This is a genomic window from Sporosarcina sp. FSL K6-3457, from assembly GCF_038007285.1.
In the GTDB taxonomy this organism is placed as follows: Bacteria; Bacillota; Bacilli; order Bacillales_A; family Planococcaceae; genus Sporosarcina.
The window spans coordinates 862,511-881,643 of the sequence record NZ_JBBOWX010000001.1; the positions used below are offsets into that span (position 1 = coordinate 862,511).

Here is a 19,133-nt window from a genome sequence, read left to right on the forward strand (position 1 = left end):
GTCTTTTTTCGTGTTTAATTTTATCTAAGCCACTAGTTACTGTGCTACAGTAGAGAAAAGTAAGGTAAGTGGAGGAATGGTTATGCCATTAATTGAACATCGTGAATTTATCAAATCACCTATAGAACGCTGCTTTGATCTTGCGAGAGATGTGGAGATACACACGCAAACAACAGCGGATACGCGGGAGAAAGCTGTTGGTGGAATTACGACGGGTCTATTGCAAGCTGGGGATTTAGTTACATGGGAAGCTGTTCATTTTGGTATTAGGCAAAGGTTGACTGCAAAAGTGACAGTTATGAATAGGCCTTATTCGTTTGGAGATATTATGGTGAGGGGGGCTTTTCATTCCTTTCACCATGTTCATGAGTTTATAGAGCAGGATGGCGGAACACTGATGATTGATCGCTTTCAATATCAATCGCCTTTAGGGCCTATTGGTGTGCTTGCAGATAAGCTGTTTTTGGAAAGTTATATGAGGAAGTTTATTGTTAATCGGGCAATTGCTTTGAGAGAGATTGCAGAGAGCGTGTGAGTAGATGAATTAAGCGTAGAACGTCCCCTTTGCGAAATGAAGGGAACGTTTTTTCTTTTATCATGGAGCTGTAATATTTCACATAGCCAATCGTCTAATGAGTAAAGGAGGGGAGATTGTGTGACGAATCATAGAATCGAAGAGTGGTTTCAATTGTACGAAGGGGATATCACTAGTTTTCTTATTTACTATACAGGCTCGATGGACGTTGAGGACCTTGTGCAAGAAACTTTTATGAATGCTATGAAAAAGATGTCTGGTTTCCAAGGGCAATCTCATCCTAAAACGTGGTTGATTTCTATTGCAAGAAATAAGGTTATCGATGATTATCGCAGAAGGAAAGTGTGGGAGAAGATTAAGCACTCCGTTTTTCGAGAGCAAAAGCTGTCGAATGAATTGGAAGAACGAACAATCATTAATGAGGAAATCATTCATTTATATAAAGCGATTCATCAACTTTCTTCTAGCCATAAAGAAGTCGTTATCTTGAGAGGAATTTTGGAGTTGAGACCTAAAGAGGTGAGTGAAGTGTTAAAAAGTAATGTGAATCATGTGAATGTCACGTTCCATCGGGCGTTAAAAAGGCTGAAGGAGATACTTGTAGAGGAGGGAATGAGCTATGAAGACTTTACAAAAAAATCTGAGGAATCTTCCTAAATATACTTTGAATGAAGAACAGAAAGAAAGAATTAGTCTAGCTTTACAAAAGGGAATGAAGCCTAGAAAGAAAGTACAGTTTGTTAAGCCTTTCATTGCATTTACTTTAATATGCGCAACAGTATTTATCCTTATCCTATCGAATGATAGTTCGTTTAATGGACTAAAGCAGTTGTTTCTACCTCAAGTTGAATTGACATCGCAGCAAGCTGTAACCTTCAATCTAACAAATAGTATTTATGAAGTGACTGGAATTGAAGGTAAGGTCGCAATGCTGTTTAACGGGCAGTTTGTGGCTGAGGATGTGAGAAGAGGATCGAAAATGATGCTTTATTTCTGGGGAGATCCACCGGAACTCATAGATAAAAATTTCAGAGTAGAAGCTAGGAATACTTATAATGAAAAGATTGTAATTTCTGAAGGAGTTTTCAATGGCTTTCTATTCGATGAAGATGTCCAACAGATATTGACGAGTTTCACTCCATTTCCGGCAGAGGGTGAGTGGCAACTTTCTTTCTATTTGGATGATCAATTGTTTGAAGTATTTACGATTGAGGTTCTCCCCCCGTTTCCAAAAACAGAAGAGTATTCGTTGATTAGTCATCCAATGGAGCTTACGGTTGGCAAGGAAACAGAAATTACTATTGAAAGCTCCGTTGAAAGTGACAAGGGAATAGAAGTGAAGTTACTCAATACTAAAGGACGTATTGTGTCTGAACATATTTTTGATCAGGTTGGTTCATCTATCGCAGCGGGGGAGGATATGTATCACTATAATGGAAATATAATATTCCCAGAACAGGGTACTTGGACGTTACTGATTAATGGCGAGAAAACAAAGCCATTTAAAAATTGACCATAAACAAAATCGCTCCTTGCCGTCGAAACGGAAGGAGCGATTTTCATAGAGGGAGACCGGGTGTTGCTCTCTGAGTTTATATTTTGCAATGGGTATTAGTTGGTCATTGGGGATTGGTCACAAGGTAAATGGTGACAGGTCATTGGTTTGCCTATCATTTAAATTGGATTGGTCCCCACTCTATGCCTTGGAAAGGAGTCTCACCTTTCCAAGGGATTAGAAGTATTTACTATCATCAAATGCCAAAGTGATAGAATAGTTTTTTACATTAATAGCATTGGATAACTTATGCGCATCTTTTTCTGCTTGCAATGATTTCACCCGGTAGTCTTCTGGATCGAATAAGGCGACTCGGTAGACGATTGTGCCTTCGGAGTAGCCAAATTGGATGTCTTCTTTTTCAGACATAGAAAGCTCTTTGTAAAAGCGAGCTTTAGCACGTAGCTGCGTGGCGAGTTCGATGGCTTCTACAATGGCCAATGGTTGTCCTTGGAAGTCGATATTATGGTCGATATTGGCACGATACATCAGACGATCAAGCACACGACTGTCGGTGCGCACTTCGTCCAGTTCATTTTCTACGACTTGAAGGGTACGTGGTCCTTCGACAGGTTCGTTGCCTTTTTCCACAGTTGTAAAGGCAGCACGTCTCATTTCATCTTCAAGCTCATGGATTCGCTTTGTCAAAATACTCTTTAGTTTCACCGCTTCAGCGAGTGTAATGTTAGCCATCCCATCATTCCCCCGAATCATTGATAATATTAGTTAACTATAATGGAAGTTTGTCCTTCATGTAAAACATATGAGTGTACGTCACCACCACTAATACTAGTGAACATATTGCCGCACGCGGTTGTTAGTTCAAGTGCTTCTGCTGCGTTCATTGATGGACGGATAAAGAAGACGTGAAGTGCTTCGGTAGTTTCTGTTGTGACAGCTGTTCGTACAGAATCGACGAATGGGCTGCCAAATGGGCTATAATCGTCTTTTAAGAGTAAAATATTGTGTAATGAATTGAAACGACCATTTAATCCGTCATAGCCAGTTTCTTCTGAACCAACAGAAATCCGGACATTGCCGACAATCTTGTCAAAGTCGTAAATGCCGACTGGGATTTGGTGTTGCAGGGAGAAGAAGTTATTCAAATCAACAGCTGAGTGAAACGGATTGATGTAGTTTTGCTTTTTAACGCGTCGCATAAGCGCTTCGGTGGAATGACGATAGCGATTAGGATCTGCACCAAGCATTTTCCACACTGTACGCCATTCTTGAATACCAGGAAAGTCAGATACGGATTTGCCTTCTAGTTCAAAGAAAAGTTGCTCTTGGAACAGTTGTAATCGACCTTTTATCATTTGAGGCGATTCTGATACAGTAATTTTGGTATAATGGTTAATGCCCAATTTTAATCCGGGCACGGCTTGTAAAATCTTCGCAGCCATTTCAATATTCAATGACATCACCCTTTATATAATTTAGTACTATATTAGCATAAAGGAGGCGATAAGGCGTGAATGCTGTTCAATTGCAAGAGGCGGTGAGGGACTATGCGGTTTCAATTGGCATAGATAAAATCGGTTTTACAACAGCAGCTCCATTCAGAGAACTGAAAAATCGACTGAAGCGGCAACAAGAACTTGGCTATCAGTCCGGATTTGAAGAGAAAGACTTAGATAAGAGAACGGAGCCAGCGCTTCTTCTTGATCAAGCGGAAAGTATTATTGCGATTGCCGTCGCTTATCCGTCCAAGATGGTGAATGCACCTAAGGGGAAGAAGGGAGAGCGACGTGGCATGTTTTGCCGCGCATCTTGGGGGATGGATTACCATACAGTCTTACGTGACAAGCTGAGGCTGCTAGAGGAGTTTATTTTACTAAATGTGCCTACTGCTAAGGTGCGTTCGATGGTCGATACAGGGGAGCTTGTGGATCGTGCTGTTGCAGAACGAGCAGGTATCGGTTGGTCAGCGAAAAATTGTTCCATTATTACGCCGGAATTTGGGTCGTATGTCTATTTGGGCGAAATGATAACGAATATACCATTTGCACCGGATGTCCCCATGGAGGATGACTGTGGTGACTGTACACTATGCTTGGATGTCTGTCCGACTGGGGCATTGATTCAAGGTGGGCAACTGAATGCGCAGCGCTGTATCGCCTTCTTAACACAATCAAAAAAGCCAATCCCTGAAGAGTTTCGTACAGAGTTTGGTAATCGGATATATGGTTGTGATACATGCCAGACGGTATGTCCGAAAAATAAAGGAAAACATAATTTGCATCAGCATGCATTCCAACCAGATCCAGCATTAACAAAGCCACAATTGCAGCCAATACTCAGATTATCGAATCGAGAGTTTAAAGAAAAATTCGGTCATATGTCGGGCTCATGGCGTGGTAAAAATCCGATTCAACGTAATGCAATCATTGCACTTGCTCATTTTAAAGAGGAGGCTGCAGTGCCCGAATTAGTTGAAATGTTGGAGCAAGATCCACGTCCCGTTATTAGGGGAGCGATTGTGTGGGCACTGAGTCGAATTGGCACGGAGGAAGGCTATCAGGCAATCCAAGCAGCAGTAGAAATAGAGCAAGATCCAGAAGTACTTGCTGAATTAAAAAAAGCAATGGATAATTGGAAACAACAAGTTTAGAAGGAAGTGCTAAAATGGCTATACATGTTGCATTATTTGAACCGCTTATCCCAGCGAATACAGGGAATATTGCGCGCACATGCGCAGGGACTAAGACGAAGCTTCACCTTATTAAGCCACTTGGATTCTCGACAGACGATAAAATGTTGAAACGGGCTGGACTTGATTATTGGGAGCATGTTGATATTACGTATCATGATGGAATTCGTGAGATGTTTGCGGCTTATCCAGATGCGATATTTTACTTTTTGACGAAGCATGGCGACAAGCCACATACGTCATTCGATTACTCAGATTCGGCACAGGATTTGTTCTTTGTCTTTGGTAAAGAGACGACTGGGTTACCGGAGGATATTATAGAAGAGAACAAAGAGCGGTGTCTGCGCATTCCGATGAATGATCATATTCGCTCGTTGAATTTATCAAATACGGCGGCGATTCTTATTTATGAAGCACTTAGACAGCAGAATTACCCAGGATTAGCATAAAAAAACGGGACAGCCATAAGGCTAGTCCCGTTTTTACATCGTATTAGGTTGGCTGATGGCCGCGGCTTTTTTTGCTTTTATGATTATTGCCTTTGTCTTCATAGCCGCCTGTAAGGATTGCAGATAGGAATGCTACGCTAACGCCAATAATAAGAATAAGATTCATCAGACTATACCTCCTGTAAAATCAATAGTTCTTAATCCAGTATACCTGATTGTCCATCGAATTGAAATGACAGAAAGGAAAAGTTGTGACAAAAACAGTAACGCCTTTAATTTAATGTGGTAAAAAAAGAAGCTGATAGGTGAACAATACGGCGAAAATATACAAAAGCACAGGTACTTGTTTCCCTTTCCCCTTCACAACCTTTAATAAAGGATAAGTAATGAAGCCGAGGGCGATTCCTGTTGCAATGCTTGATGTAAGCGGCATCGTTAGAATAACGAGAAATGCTGGAAATGCTTCGTCAAATGAATCCCAGTCGATGTTTTTGACTGCGCCAATCATCAGGCTTCCGACGATAATCAAAGCAGGAGCGGTAATCGCTGACACACCTGAAAGCGCACTGACAAACGGGCCGAAAAATGCAGCAGCTATGAATAAAATCGCAACTGTCAGTGTTGTTAGACCTGTCCGTCCACCTACTGCAACACCGGAAGACGATTCAATATAAGCTGATGTAGGACTTGTCCCAAACATTGCACCTGTTGCAGTCGCGACAGAATCGGCAAGTAAAGCATGTCGGGCACGAGGTAAAGTCTTCCCTTTCATTAAACCTGCCTGCTTTGCGACACCAATCATTGTGCCAGTCGTATCGAATAATGTCACAATTAGGAATGCAAAGACGACACCATATAGACCATGCGAGATGACATCCCCAACTGCTTGAATGGGGTTCCAAACAAGAATGCCTTCGGGTAAGTGAGGCATTTGCCATAGAGGTCCTTCAAATGTAAGTTGCTTTGTAAAAACGGCTACAATTCCCGTCAGGATCATGCCGATAAAAATCGAACCATAGACATTTAAAGTCATCAGAATGATTGTCACGAGCAATCCAAATAGCGCTAATAGAACTGGGGGAGAAGTAAGATCTCCGAGTTGCACAAGATTGCCTGGATGAGGAGCGACGAGTCCTGAGAGTCGTAAGCCGATAAAGGCAATGAATAGTCCTATTCCAGCCGTAATGCCTAATTTCAAGCTTTCAGGAATGGATTGGATTAATTTCTCACGGAACGATGTCAAAGACAATAGAACAAACAATAGACCAGCGACGAATACCGCGGAAAAGGCTGTCATGTAATCGAGTTGACCATCTGATGCGATGACAATGGATGTGAAATAAGCATTTAACCCCATCCCTGGTGCGATGGCAATTGGATAGTTGGCGAACAGTGCCATCCACAGCGTACCAATAACAGCCGCGACAATGGTCGCAAGGAAAACTTGTTCGAATGGTACGCCTGCATCAGCAAGAATAATTGGATTGACAATGACGATATAGGCCATTGTTAAAAAAGTCGTTACCCCTGCTAATATTTCAGTTTTTACAGTTGTATTTTGTTCTTTTAAATGAAACATCATAACTCTCCTTTCAAAATACGAACGAAATGAACTACATTTACAATAATATTCGTTTTTTGTTCTAAATTCAACTGTCAGTCAAATCAGCGAATTCGTCAAAATCAGCTTACAAATGTACAATTGAATATGAGGGAAGACTATTTTATCGCGTGCTATGATAAAAGTCCTGAGGATGAAAGGAAAGGGAAGGTTGGAGTGTTAAAAGTATTTATCACAACAAAAGAACTTATTCATAAATGGAATCTTTAATTGAGAAGTTAGTATGATATAATTTATGAAAAGATTCTAGGAGGAATAGACGTGTTTACAAGTAAAAAAAAGAATAATCAGGACGATAGTCTACGATTAGAAATCGAACGCCTAAAAACGGCGTATTCAGATAAAGAAGTACAAGATCGAGGTCGCTTAACAGAATTAAAAAGTGAACTAAATGCGGCTGTTAATCAGCATGAAAAGGTTAATGCACAGCATAATGTATTAGGTGAAGCAGTTAGCCAAATCGAAGTGAAGTTTGCAAAAGTTGGGGATTTGAGTGAAAGAACTTCAGGTAAATCGCAGGAATTGTATGAAAAAGGTCGTTCACTTGAAGAGAAGTCACATAGTATGGTGACTGAAGCATCTGAAGGGACGAAAGAAGTCAATGCGACAGCTGAAGTCATTAAGGATTTAGGTGTACAAATTCAAGCGTCTGAAAAAAATATGACGAACTTAAGTGCTCGATCCGTTGAGATACAGTCAATTGTTGGGGTGATTGAAGGGATTGCGGCACAGACAAACTTGCTAGCGCTAAATGCATCAATCGAGGCGGCACGTGCAGGAGAGTCAGGGAAAGGATTTGCAGTTGTCGCACAAGAAGTACGTAAGCTTGCAGAAAGTACTTCCGATAGTACGGCGAATATCCAAACATTAACTTCTTCCTTGCGTGATGAAATTGAGCAGGCACTTGCTGCAACTCGAAAAAGTGCTGAGCTTGTTGAAAAAGGTGTAGCAGTCAGTTTTGAAACAGCTGCTAAAATCGAAAGTATCTTAGGGACGATCGAACATAGTCAGGGAGATATCGGTGCAATCCAAGGGATGATTGAAGAACAGAAGCGATTATCTGAAGAAGTAAAGAGCGAATTATTGGGTGCGAAAACACTATTTGCACAGGCCCATGATTTGATTGTCGAGCATATTGAAGATGCTAAAGAAGTAGACGAGCGTCTTGAAAATGGAATTCGTCAATTGACGTTTTAACTTGAATCTGCTGGAAGTTCAAATCCCCGCTGATTAAGGAAGAATGAAGTTCAATTCCTCCCTGTTAGTCCTCTGGAGGATGTCACAAGTTTAAGGCACTTAGACAAGCACAATTCAAAATGTAGACGCAATTGCGCCAAGACGTAATTGGCTATAGTAAAAAATACCATGGAGAAATTATCTCCATGGTATTTTTGAATTCACTTCATTTCAATTGTCGTCTGTTGTTCTGTAAATGGGTGAATGAAGCTCAATGTTGTTGCAGTTAAACGGTAATGTCCGTCTGCGGTTTCACTGCCATCATATAGCGTATCGCCTGTAACAGGATTACCAAGATGGGATAGGTGGACGCGAATTTGATGCGTACGTCCCGTTTCAAGTTGGGCCTCAACAAGGGTCGTGTTTTCCTTGCGTTCAATGACCTTGAAATGGGTGACAGCAGCTTGCCCAGACATGGAAACGAGTCGTTTGGCGGGATGATGGCGATCTCGACCAATCGGCAGTTTAATCGTGCCTCTTGGTCTTTTCAAGTAGCCATCGACCTCGGCAACGTACTTTCTAGTCAGGTTGTTCTGTTCAATCATTCGGTCGAACAGTGATTTTGCAATTGGATGCTTGGCAATGAGTACAACACCCGAAGTGCCTTTATCTAGACGGTGAATATGCTCAGCGTAATCACCATCATTTTTTCGAATATGTGTCATCACGCGGTTCATGAGGGTCCCATTATCTGTTGGTCCATCGGGATGAGTAGCTATGCCGGCTGGCTTTACGGCTGCCAAAATATGTTCATCTTCAAAAAGGACCGTCAGTTCACCTTTGTCATCTGACATATACGTAGAAGCAGTGTCGGGAAATGTAAAGACTAATTCGGTTCCTTTAGGTAAGGGGGCGCGCCAGTCATCTACAGGATTACCAGTTGAATCGAGCACACTTTTGGCCATTCGCATTAAATGGACCGTTTTTTTACCGCCTTGCCATTGTTCTTTGAGTAATTGTTCAACGGTTAGATCGTCTTGCTCAGTTTTATAATGAAATAAAGCCATTTACATCATTCCTTCCAGCTATGCTTCATCTTCATTCAGTATTCAACTCCCACCTCTATAGATAGGGAGATGAATGCGATTTTATTTTCCTTCGAATTCAGTGAAAAATGCCCGGATGTTTTCAGCTGGTTGTTCACCGACCATTCTTCCAACTTCTTCGCCATCCTTGTAGTGGACGAGTGTAGGCCAAGATTGGACATCAGCAGGATGAGGGAATTCCATCATATTGTATTGCAATACATCTACACCCATCTCTTTAGCAATCGGCATCATGACAGGTGTCATTGCCATACAATACTGACATTCTGGGTGGAAGTAGTATGCTGTTACAGGTTCGCCTGAAGTGATTTTATCATTCAGTTCTCCTGGTAGAACGATATTGTCGTAGTTTTCATTGCCAATTAAAGCAATGGTCGATTTAGATAGTTTGTCTGTGTCGTACGGATTATCCTTTAGTTTAATTTTATCCGATTGATTTGACAAAACAACGATGAGAATGAAGACAGCGATAATAGCACCGCCAATGATCAATAGTTTTTTCAAGTTACTTCGACTCCTTCTGCCATTTCATCATGAAAAGGCTTGTGATAAAGATTAGTGTAAATGCGACTAGTGCCAAGAATGGGATGGTGATGAATCCCAGATAATTGATGTATTGTCCTGTACAAGAGACATTTCCACAAGTCGGTGCAGTTTCACTCAAAAAGCTTAATTTTTGGATGCCATAATGATAGAGCGAAATACTACCTCCAACTAAAGCGAAAATAGCAGTCGTTAAGGCAATTCGTGCATTTTTCTGGAATAGGGCAACTCCTGAAATAATGACAATTGGATACATCAAAATGCGTTGGTACCAACAAAGTGTACAGGGCTCGTATCCACGTACTTCTGAAAAGTATAGTGAACCTAGCGTTGCGACGAACGATACGGTCCAAATAAAAATGAGTCCGTTTTCTAACCGTTTTTGCATATGACCAACTCCTACATGGTTAACTACTTATTTGATTATAGGGGGTTATGCGAAGCAAGTAAAATATTATTAACCTGCTTCAACTTGATTCAGCAGAAGTCCTCCACTTCTATAAGTGGCGGGATGAATGCCAGAAAAGCATTTCAATCAGAGGGAGTTCAAACTCCCTGCTGATTCAAGTTAAAGCCTCCGGCGGATGTCACAAATTTAGACAGGATTTAAAGGAGGGCAGTCTAAGTACGCGACATCCTGATTACGTGCCTTAATTTCTGCAAAAAGCACAGAAATACGGCAAATCGAACCCTTCGCAGTTCGATTCGCAACGACTGCATATCCGCATCCTACGGGCACAATTCAAAATTTGGACGCAATTACGCTTCGGTGTAATTGATTCATAAGGTCTATGCGATATAATGAAAAGAAAGGGGTGGTTCGAGTGAGTGAAGAATTCGATTTGTCATCGTTTGAAGTAAGTATGGTCATTCGTCAGATGGAATCTGCAGATATTAAGCGATTGCTGGCGATGCAGGAACTTTGTTTTCCGGGGATGGATCCATGGGAAGAGGGGCAGTTGAAGAGTCATTTGGCCATCTTTCCAGAGGGGCAACTTATAGCAGAACTAGATGGTGAAATTATTGGTTCCTGTTCAAGTCTCATTATAAACTTTGATGAGTATGATGACCGTCATACATGGGATGATGTCACGGATGAAGGCTATATAACCAATCACAATCCGGATGGTTATAATATGTACGGTATTGAAGTGATGGTCCACCCGGGCTATCGACGCATGAAGGTCGGTCAGCGTCTGTATGAAGCGCGAAAAGAGCTTGCTAGGGAATTGAATTTGAAGTCTATCATCCTTGGTGGGCGGATTCCCAACTACCATAAACATGCTGCGGAGATGTCGCCACGTGAATATGTAGATTCTGTGTCACGCCATAAAATTTATGACCCTGTGCTGACTTTTCAGTTGATGAATGACTTTACGCTAATGCGGGTCAATCCAAACTATTTGCCGGATGATAAAGCATCGAAGAAATATGCGACGCTGATGGAATGGAATAATGTCGATTATAAGCCGCTTACCAAACGTCATTTTAAGACGAGCTATCCGGTACGGATTTGTGTCGTGCAATATTTGATGCGCAAAATTTCATCTTTCGAAGAGATGGCGCACCAGTGTGAATACTTTGTTGATGTTGCTTCAGATGCCAATTCCGACTTTGTCGTGTTTCCGGAAATATTTACAACACAGCTTATGTCCTTTTTGGGTGAACGATCACCGAGTCAGGCAGTACGCAGGATGACGGAGTATACACCGCAATATATTGAAATGTTTACAAATTTAGCGGTACGTTACAACATTAATATTATTGGTGGTTCTCATTTTGTGGAGGAAGAAAATGAGGAAATTTACAATATCTCTTATTTGTTCCGGCGCGATGGTTCGATTGAAAAACAATATAAGATTCACATTACGCCCAATGAACGCAAATGGTGGGGAATTAGTGCGGGAGATGCAGTTCGTGTATTCGACACAGACTGTGGGAAAATCGCTATTCAAATTTGCTATGATATCGAATTTCCAGAGCTGGCACGTATTGCGACAGATATGGGCGCGAATATTATTTTCACGCCATTTTGTACAGAAGACCGCCAAGGCTATTTACGTGTTCGTTATTGTGCACAAGCCCGTGCCATTGAAAATCAAATTTACACGGTTATTTCGGGGACAGTTGGCAACTTGCCGCAGACGGATAATATGGATATCCAATATGCACAGTCTGCGATATTTGCTCCATCTGATTTTGAGTTTGCACGCGATGGCATCGTAGGCGAGACAAACGCCAACTTGGAAATGGTATTGATTGGTGATGTCGATCTTGAAATTTTACGTCGTCAGCGTCAGGATGGGACGGTCAAACAGCTGAAGGATCGTCGTCACGACGTGTACCATATTGAGTATAAGAAGGGTTGATGAGGAAGAGCAGCCATGAAAGTGGTTGCTCTTCTGCCTATTTTTGCAGTTTGAGGCAGAGAAAAAGTCCAAGGCGGTGATAAAACTGTCCAAGACGGTGATAAAGTAACCTGTGCCGATGATAAAGTACATGATGGCGGTAATAATAAAAAAAGAGGGACAGTTCTAGTGAAAAGAACTGTCCCCCTCTATATGATAAGTTCAAAATGTCTTACTTCTTCTTCGAAGGATGCTTGCGCATACTTTTCGTAATGTTTTTCCACTTGTTGCGCTCTGCAGATTGCGCTGCACGATCCATTTTACGCTCCAAGAAGGCTATTTCCTTTTGCAGTTTTAAATAGCTCGCATAGCGGTCTTCGGGCAACGTACCAGTGGCAAGAGCTTCTTGTATAGCACATCCGGGTTCATTATTATGCTGGCAATCATTGAACTTACAGGCGTCTGCAAATGCTTCGATATCTTTAAAGCCAGAGTCTAGGCTTTCACTATTATCCCAAAGCTGGAATTCCCGCATTCCAGGTGTATCGATGAGGACGCCTCCACTTGGGATTTTAATAAGCTCTCGGTGAGTTGTCGTATGCCGCCCTTTGGCATCATCCTCACGAATATCTTGTACAGCCATCATGTCATTGCCGCAAATGGCATTTGTCAGAGACGATTTACCAACACCTGAAGAGCCAAGCAATGCCGCAGTTTTCCCATCTGTTAACAAAGCGGTCAATTCATCTACGCCTTCACCCGTCACATTACTGACAGCGAACACATCCGCACCGAATGCAATGTTGCGAGCCTCTTCCATATAGGACGCGGGATCTTCGCAAACGTCTTTTTTCGTCAAGACGACAACCGGGTTAGCACCGGAGTCATAGGCGGCGACAAGATAGCGTTCAAGTCGTCTAGCATTGAAATCCTTGTTCATCGACATGACGAGAAAGACAACATCGACGTTAACGGCGATAATCTGTTCGACAATCGTTGTGCCTGCTGCTTTTCTTGAAAAAAGTGATGTTCTTGGCAGAATCGCATGGATGATACCACGTTCCTCCCCAGGCATCTTTTCAACTGCAACCCAATCTCCGACGGCAGGGAAGTCACGCCGTTCTAGAGCGTCATGCTGCATAGCGCCAGAACAGACAGATAACCATTCCCCATTAGCAGTTACTACCCGATACATATGTTTATGTTCAAGCGTGACACGCCCTGGCGTGCACTTCTTCATTTTCTCGTTATCATTTATTTCTTCCCATCGTGCTTCGTGGGATGTATTCCAACCGTAATCTTGTAAATTAATCAATTCATTTTCCTCCTGTTATATGCGTTTTAGACTAGGAAAGCGCAAGGCGCCTGGAGCTAGACAATAAAAAAGCCGTGAGTCCAGATCGGACACCACGGCTTTCACACGCATAACAGAATAAGCATACCCTTAGAGAAGTATGGCAGGTGAAAGTATGGGTCCGACCGAATGTACAATGATAATAGCCATAAAACTTCACCTGCTTTCTGTAAGATGTGTTAACGATAACAAAGTTGGTGAACTATGTCAATGTAAAATTTGTATAATATATATTTTGTGGAGGGAATAGGCAGCATTTTCTTAGGAGTTCGCAACATTTTCTCCGAACTAACCAATATACCAAATAAAAAACGACTCTCACAGTTTCGAGAGCCGTTCTTCATTAGGATTCTAGCGACAATTCTGATGTGTCATCGGCTTGTTCCTGTACATATTTGAATACTTCCAAGTAAAGAATATGATGACCGTCGACATCTTTTACGACGAACTCATAGCCTTGCTCAATAATTTTTTCACCTTGAATCGCATCAAAGCGTTGGGTCATAAACCAACCGCCAATGGTATCGATATCATCTTCGTCAATATCGATGCCGAGAATGTCATTGACATTTTCGATAAGCATTTTGGCATCCAAGATATAATGATCCTCGCCTAGCTTTTGAAGTTCAGGTACTTCATCTGTATCGAACTCGTCACGAATATCACCGACGATTTCTTCAAGAATATCTTCAATCGTCACAAGACCCGAAGTCCCGCCATATTCATCCATCAGGATGGCCATATGGATTCGTTCTCGCTGAATTTTAAGTAGAAGGTCGCCAATCGGTATTGTTTCAATTACATGGATAATAGGCTGCATATATTGAATGACTGATTGATGCTCGGTTTCTGGATTTTTAATGAACGCCGTTAATAGATTTTTCATGTTGACGAGACCAATAATATGGTCTTTATCGCCATCTGTTACAGGATAACGCGTATATTGCTCAACGCCAATCACTTCGAACACTTCACGCAATGTCATATCTTTTTCGATGGACATCATTTCTGTTCGTGGTGCCATGATTTCCTTGGCAATTCGGTCGTCGAACTCAAAAATTTTATTGACATATTTATATTCAGATTGGTTGATTTCACCGCTTTTTAAACTATCCGCTAAAATCAAACGAAGTTCTTCTTCGGTATGGGCAACTTCGGATTCTGACATGGATTTAAATCCTAAAAGTCTAATTAGGAATTGGGCGGTTCCATTCATACCTCTAATAATAGGGTATGCCATGCGATAAAAGATAATAAGGGGTGTTGAAAAGGACAATGTAATGGCCTCTGCTTTTTGTATTGCAATTGTTTTAGGAGCTAGTTCACCGACGACAACATGTAGAAATGTGACAATCGAAAAGGCAATAATGTATGATACGATACTTGTTGTACTAGCGGATAGACCTAAACTTTCCCAAATGGGAGCTAACATGAGATTGACGGTAGGTTCACCGAGCATCCCGAGTCCAAGAGCAGTAATCGTAATCCCTAATTGACAAGCTGATAAGTATTCATCCAAATTACCGATTACTTTTCTAGCATTGACAGCTTTGCGGTTTCCTTCCGCAACAAGCTGATCGATTCGTGATGTCCTTACTTTTACAATTGCAAATTCACTCGCAACAAAAAATGCGGTGAGGGCGATCAAGACAGCAAATGCTGCCAATCGTATGGGAATTTCCAAATAATTACTTTGTCCCGCACCCGAATGAGGGGTAGAACAAAGTGTACACCTCCTGTAGTGGTAAAATAGTTAGTTAAGACAATGATAATTTATTTACAAGAAAAAAACAAATAGTTTTGCTTGGCTGCTTGTCAATTTTAATGAGATGGCAGTCCAATTATACGTCATTCATTTCAGTGGATTGTGAATGAAATATAATTTCTGAAAACTGTTGACAATTGGAAATTGGAAATGGTAACCTGTAATAGTTAGATACTCGAAATAGAAAGGGAGGTACGGAACATGAAAAAGCTATTCATCATACAAAAAAACTTCATGATACATCCGTGCTGTCCAACTTCTATTCAACTTTGAATGTGAATATATATGGAATGGAACGGATACCCGTTCCTTTTTGTTAAGCACACGCTTATGTTAAAAGGCGTGTGCTTTTTTGTTGTTTTGGTATACCATATTTTGGTGTTATCACGCTTTGCGTGTTGCATAATAAAAAGAAAAGGAGTGCTGGCTATGTTGATCATGAAACAGCAAAGGAAATTATTAGAAAAGGAATCTCTTGAAAGCGGATAGTTAGTAGGGAAAAGGGAAGAAGGTAGATGGGGTTATGTTTTCGGTGTTATTCAAATTAAAGTGGTTTTTTAAAGAAAATCGTAAGAGGTATACAGTTGCACTCATCTTATTGATGATTACGAATGTATTGGTTGTAATTCCACCTTGGCTCATTGGAGAAGCGATTGACTCTATTTACATGCAGACGTTAACGACGAAGTTATTAGCTGCATTTATTGGCGCCATGCTGCTCATTATGGCTGTTGGCTATGCATTTAATTTCGTTTGGCAATACCAGCTATTTGGCGGTGCTTATGTCATTGAAAGGCAGCTTCGTGGAAAACTAATGCGTCATTTCCTGAAGATGACACCGACGTTTTATGAGAAAAATAAGACGGGCGATTTAATGGCACGTTCAACAAATGATTTGCGTGCCATTTCGGAAACCGCGGGATTTGGTATTATGACGCTCGTTGACTCAACGCTGTATTTGATGACACTCGTCTTGACGATGGGCTTTCTTGTATCGTGGAAGTTAACGTTGGTGGCGATTTTACCGCTACCAATTTTGGCATACATTATGCAAGTGTTGGGGAAGAAGATTCACGAGAGGTATATGACGGCTCAACAAGCATTTGGTGATTTGAACGATAATGTTCTGGAAGCTGTCGCGGGTGTACGGGTCGTTCGTGCATATGTGCAAGAGCGTGCAACTGAGGATGAATTCGCGAAGATGACGGAGGATGTCTTCCAAAAAAATATGCATGTTGAAAAAATTGATGCTTTGTTCATGCCAATTTCGAAGGTGCTAACAGGATTGACGTATATGATTGGACTCGGCTATGGGGCGTATCTCGTATCAATAGGAGATATGACGCTGGGGAATCTTGTAACGTTTAACGTTTATCTTGGTATGATTGTTTGGCCGATGTTTGCGATTGGGGAATTAATCAACGTCATGCAACGCGGCAACGCATCACTCGATCGGGTGACAGAGACGCTTGACTATGAGGAAGATGTCAAAGACCCTGAACAGCCAGTTATGGTGGAACAGCCGGGAAGTGTAGGCTTCCGGGATGTTTTCTTTACTTATCCTATGTCGCATTCGGTCAACCTAGATGCGATTAAACTCCATTTGGATCGTGGCGATACACTTGGGATTGTCGGCAAGACGGGTAGTGGGAAAACAACATTTGTTAAACAGCTATTGCGTGAATATCCAGTTGGAGAAGGGGAAATCGTCTTTTCAGGCGTACCACTTCAATCGATGACAAAGGATCAGGTGAGGGATTGGATTGGTTATGTCCCACAAGACCATGTACTGTTCTCACGGTCGGTGAGAGACAACATTTTGTTTGGCAGACCAGAGGCATCGGAAGCAGATATAGCAGAAACGATTCGTCTGTCCTATTTCAAGAAAGACCTTGAAATGTTACCGGACGGATTGGATACGCTTGTTGGTGAAAAAGGTGTTGCTTTGTCTGGTGGGCAGAAGCAAAGGATCTCAATTGCACGAGCACTCGTGAAAAATCCGGAAATTCTTATTTTGGATGACTCACTATCTGCTGTCGATGCTAAAACCGAAGCGAAAATTATTGAGAATATCCAAGCAGAACGTTCCGGTAAAACGACAATTATTACGACGCATCGCTTATCAGCTATCCAGCATGCTAACTGGATTATCGTCCTTGATGATGGTCGTGTGATTGAAGAAGGAACACATGAAGAACTGCTAGGAATGAACGGCTGGTACAAAGAGCAATTCGACCGCCAGCAGATTGGGGAGGTTGAATAATATGGGTACTGGTAAACGCTTATTTCACTATGCGCTTGATTATAAAAAATTGTTGATTACGGGTCTGATATTTCTTGCCGTTGCAGTAGGTGCGGATTTGATGGGTCCGATGATTGCCAAGAAAATTATTGATGACTATATCGCGGGTGCTGTAGGTGGCGGTATCGATTTTGAGCCGATCATCAAACTGCTTGCTGTCTTTTTCGGGCTAGCGGTTGTCACCGCGATCTTTAGATATTTCCAATATTTATTGCTCCAAAACGCTGCGAACCGTATTATTCAGAAAATGCGTAATGATTTGTACGAACATATCCAAACATTGCCGATTCGTTATTTTGATAATTTGCCGGCTGGGAAAGTCGTGGCGAGAATTACGAATGATACGGAAGCAATTCGGAATTTGTATGTAACAGTCGTTTCACAGTTTGCCATTAGTGGGATGTATATTACGGGAATCTTTATCGCCTTGTTTTATTTAGACCCTAAAATGGGTGCGATTATGCTGTTTGTCCTGCCGATTTTGTATATTTGGATGAAGATGTACAGAAATTTTGCTTCTAAAGTGAATCATATCATTCGCGGTAAAGTGAGTGATATGAATGCGATGATTAATGAATCGATTAATGGGATGACGATTATTCAGGCGTTTCGTCGTGAAAAGCAGATGGAAGAGGAATTTGGCGAGCTGAATGATGAACATTACAACTATCAAAATAAGTTGTTAAAAGTGGAGGCGGCAACGTCACATAACTTGGTCGATATTATCCGGTCGTTGGCGTTTGTATTCCTCATCTGGTATTTCGGCGGCGCCTCACTGACTACTGAAAGTGTTATTTCAGCCGGGATGCTCTATGCATTCGTGGATTATATTACACGGTTGTTTAACCCTGTAACTGGGATTGTCAATCAGTTTGCACGACTCGAGCATTCACTTGTAGCAGCGGAGCGTGTTTTCAAGTTGTTGGACCGTGAAGGAGAGCCGGTAAGCGATGATAAAATCGCCCGCTACCGTGGAAATGTCCGCTTTGAAAACGTGTGGTTTGCTTATAAGGAAGAAGAGTATGTGCTGAAGGATCTGTCTTTCGAAGCAAAACAAGGGGAAACCGTTGCGCTCGTCGGTCATACGGGATCAGGGAAAAGTTCGATTATGAATTTACTGTTTCGTTTCTATGATGCATCGAAAGGTAAGATAACGATTGATGGCATGGACATTGGCGATATGCCTCGTCAGACGGTTCGTGATCATATGGGGATTGTTTTGCAAGATCCGTATTTGTTCAGTGGTACGGTGGAGTCGAATGTCAGCTTAGGAGATGCGCGTATTACACGTGAAAAAGTGCAGCAATCGCTTGAAGCGGTTGGTGGAGAACGCGTGTTGAAACATTTACCTGGCGGCATAGACGAGCCGGTTGTCGAGAAGGGAAGTACGCTGTCATCTGGGCAGCGCCAGCTAATTTCATTCGCACGGGCGTTGGCGTTTGATCCAGCGATTTTGATTTTGGATGAAGCAACGTCTAACATCGACACAGAGACGGAAGAAATTATTCAGCACGCAATGGATGTGCTGAAAAAAGGGCGGACGACATTCATCATTGCCCATCGACTTTCGACGATTAAAAATGCGGATCGGATTTTAGTATTGGACCGCGGGGAAATTGTGGAAAGTGGTTCACATGATGAGCTGCTGTTGCTTGGCGGGCAGTATGCACAAATGTATAAATTGCAGGCGGGAACTTCGGGGAATCCGAAGGTGGGGTAAACTATAATG

Annotated in this window: 18 protein-coding genes; 9 read left to right on the forward strand and 9 right to left on the reverse strand. The window is 41.9% G+C overall.

The window, feature by feature from the left end; all coding sequences use genetic code 11:
- Positions 1 to 82: 82 nt before the first annotated feature.
- From N1I80_RS04170 to N1I80_RS04180, 3 genes are all read left to right on the forward strand, one after another.
- A complete protein-coding gene (locus tag N1I80_RS04170; protein WP_340736683.1) occupies positions 83 to 535 on the forward strand; it encodes an SRPBCC family protein in 453 nt (150 codons plus the stop codon).
- Between the two features lie 120 nt (positions 536 to 655).
- Positions 656 to 1,192, forward strand: coding sequence for an RNA polymerase sigma factor (locus tag N1I80_RS04175; RefSeq protein ID WP_340736684.1), 537 nt, complete (start codon positions 656 to 658; stop codon positions 1,190 to 1,192).
- On the forward strand, positions 1,155 to 2,048 hold the full coding sequence (locus tag N1I80_RS04180; protein WP_340736685.1) for a hypothetical protein: 894 nt from the start codon (positions 1,155 to 1,157) through the stop codon (positions 2,046 to 2,048). The genes N1I80_RS04175 and N1I80_RS04180 overlap by 38 nt, the downstream gene beginning before the upstream one ends.
- Positions 2,049 to 2,267: 219 nt before the next feature.
- Here N1I80_RS04180 and N1I80_RS04185 read toward each other — a convergent pair whose 3' ends face one another.
- Both N1I80_RS04185 and N1I80_RS04190 read right to left on the reverse strand, forming a co-directional pair.
- Complete coding sequence (locus N1I80_RS04185) at positions 2,268 to 2,783, reverse strand: hypothetical protein (protein ID WP_340736686.1); 516 nt, start codon at positions 2,781 to 2,783, stop codon at positions 2,268 to 2,270.
- A 29-nt stretch (positions 2,784 to 2,812) separates the two neighbouring features.
- A complete protein-coding gene (locus N1I80_RS04190) occupies positions 2,813 to 3,505 on the reverse strand; it encodes a B3/B4 domain-containing protein (protein WP_445683634.1) in 693 nt (230 codons plus the stop codon).
- 56 nt (positions 3,506 to 3,561) lie between these two features.
- Between N1I80_RS04190 and queG the strand changes: the two genes are divergently transcribed.
- Both queG and trmL read left to right on the forward strand, forming a co-directional pair.
- The gene (queG, locus tag N1I80_RS04195) at positions 3,562 to 4,701 is read left to right on the forward strand and encodes a tRNA epoxyqueuosine(34) reductase QueG (protein ID WP_340736688.1); all 1,140 of its coding nucleotides are present in this window, start codon (positions 3,562 to 3,564) and stop codon (positions 4,699 to 4,701) included.
- 14 nt (positions 4,702 to 4,715) lie between these two features.
- Positions 4,716 to 5,189: a tRNA (uridine(34)/cytosine(34)/5-carboxymethylaminomethyluridine(34)-2'-O)-methyltransferase TrmL gene (gene trmL, locus N1I80_RS04200; protein WP_340736689.1), complete on the forward strand. Its 474-nt coding sequence runs from the start codon at positions 4,716 to 4,718 to the stop codon at positions 5,187 to 5,189.
- Between the two features lie 43 nt (positions 5,190 to 5,232).
- On the opposite strand, the gene N1I80_RS04205 is transcribed toward trmL, so the two are convergent.
- Positions 5,233 to 5,355 carry a hypothetical protein gene (locus N1I80_RS04205; RefSeq protein WP_340736690.1) on the reverse strand — a complete coding sequence of 41 codons (123 nt, stop codon included), beginning with the start codon at positions 5,353 to 5,355 and terminating at the stop codon, positions 5,233 to 5,235.
- 111 nt (positions 5,356 to 5,466) lie between these two features.
- The gene (locus N1I80_RS04210; protein WP_340736691.1) at positions 5,467 to 6,768 is read right to left on the reverse strand and encodes an NCS2 family permease; all 1,302 of its coding nucleotides are present in this window, start codon (positions 6,766 to 6,768) and stop codon (positions 5,467 to 5,469) included.
- 303 nt (positions 6,769 to 7,071) lie between these two features.
- Between N1I80_RS04210 and N1I80_RS04215 the strand changes: the two genes are divergently transcribed.
- On the forward strand, positions 7,072 to 8,007 hold the full coding sequence (locus N1I80_RS04215) for a methyl-accepting chemotaxis protein (protein ID WP_340736692.1): 936 nt from the start codon (positions 7,072 to 7,074) through the stop codon (positions 8,005 to 8,007).
- Between the two features lie 200 nt (positions 8,008 to 8,207).
- Here the strand turns inward: N1I80_RS04215 and N1I80_RS04220 are convergent, their stop codons facing one another.
- The 3 genes from N1I80_RS04220 to N1I80_RS04230 all read right to left on the reverse strand — a co-directional run bounded on the left by N1I80_RS04220 (position 8,208) and on the right by N1I80_RS04230 (position 10,023).
- Positions 8,208 to 9,053: an RluA family pseudouridine synthase gene (locus N1I80_RS04220; RefSeq protein WP_340736693.1), complete on the reverse strand. Its 846-nt coding sequence runs from the start codon at positions 9,051 to 9,053 to the stop codon at positions 8,208 to 8,210.
- Positions 9,054 to 9,134: 81 nt separating this feature from the next.
- On the reverse strand, positions 9,135 to 9,596 hold the full coding sequence (locus N1I80_RS04225) for a thioredoxin family protein (protein WP_340736694.1): 462 nt from the start codon (positions 9,594 to 9,596) through the stop codon (positions 9,135 to 9,137).
- Between the two features lies 1 nt (position 9,597).
- Positions 9,598 to 10,023 (reverse strand): disulfide oxidoreductase, encoded by a 426-nt coding sequence (locus tag N1I80_RS04230; RefSeq protein ID WP_340736695.1) that lies wholly within the window; start codon positions 10,021 to 10,023, stop codon positions 9,598 to 9,600.
- Between the two features lie 436 nt (positions 10,024 to 10,459).
- On the opposite strand from N1I80_RS04230, the gene N1I80_RS04235 reads away from it, so the two are divergent.
- Entirely contained in the window at positions 10,460 to 12,004 is a 1,545-nt protein-coding gene (locus N1I80_RS04235) for a GNAT family N-acetyltransferase (protein ID WP_340736696.1), read from the forward strand.
- A gap of 211 nt (positions 12,005 to 12,215) precedes the next feature.
- Here the strand turns inward: N1I80_RS04235 and rsgA are convergent, their stop codons facing one another.
- Together rsgA and N1I80_RS04245 are read right to left on the reverse strand one after the other, a co-directional pair.
- Positions 12,216 to 13,295 carry a ribosome small subunit-dependent GTPase A gene (gene rsgA / locus N1I80_RS04240; RefSeq protein WP_445683687.1) on the reverse strand — a complete coding sequence of 360 codons (1,080 nt, stop codon included), beginning with the start codon at positions 13,293 to 13,295 and terminating at the stop codon, positions 12,216 to 12,218.
- A gap of 385 nt (positions 13,296 to 13,680) precedes the next feature.
- Positions 13,681 to 15,021: a hemolysin family protein gene (locus tag N1I80_RS04245; protein ID WP_340736698.1), complete on the reverse strand. Its 1,341-nt coding sequence runs from the start codon at positions 15,019 to 15,021 to the stop codon at positions 13,681 to 13,683.
- A gap of 604 nt (positions 15,022 to 15,625) precedes the next feature.
- Between N1I80_RS04245 and N1I80_RS04250 the strand changes: the two genes are divergently transcribed.
- Together N1I80_RS04250 and N1I80_RS04255 are read left to right on the forward strand one after the other, a co-directional pair.
- Positions 15,626 to 17,365: an ABC transporter ATP-binding protein gene (locus N1I80_RS04250; RefSeq protein ID WP_340736699.1), complete on the forward strand. Its 1,740-nt coding sequence runs from the start codon at positions 15,626 to 15,628 to the stop codon at positions 17,363 to 17,365.
- A 1-nt stretch (position 17,366) separates the two neighbouring features.
- Positions 17,367 to 19,124 (forward strand): ABC transporter ATP-binding protein, encoded by a 1,758-nt coding sequence (locus N1I80_RS04255; protein WP_340736700.1) that lies wholly within the window; start codon positions 17,367 to 17,369, stop codon positions 19,122 to 19,124.
- The last annotated feature ends 9 nt before the right edge of the window (positions 19,125 to 19,133 follow it).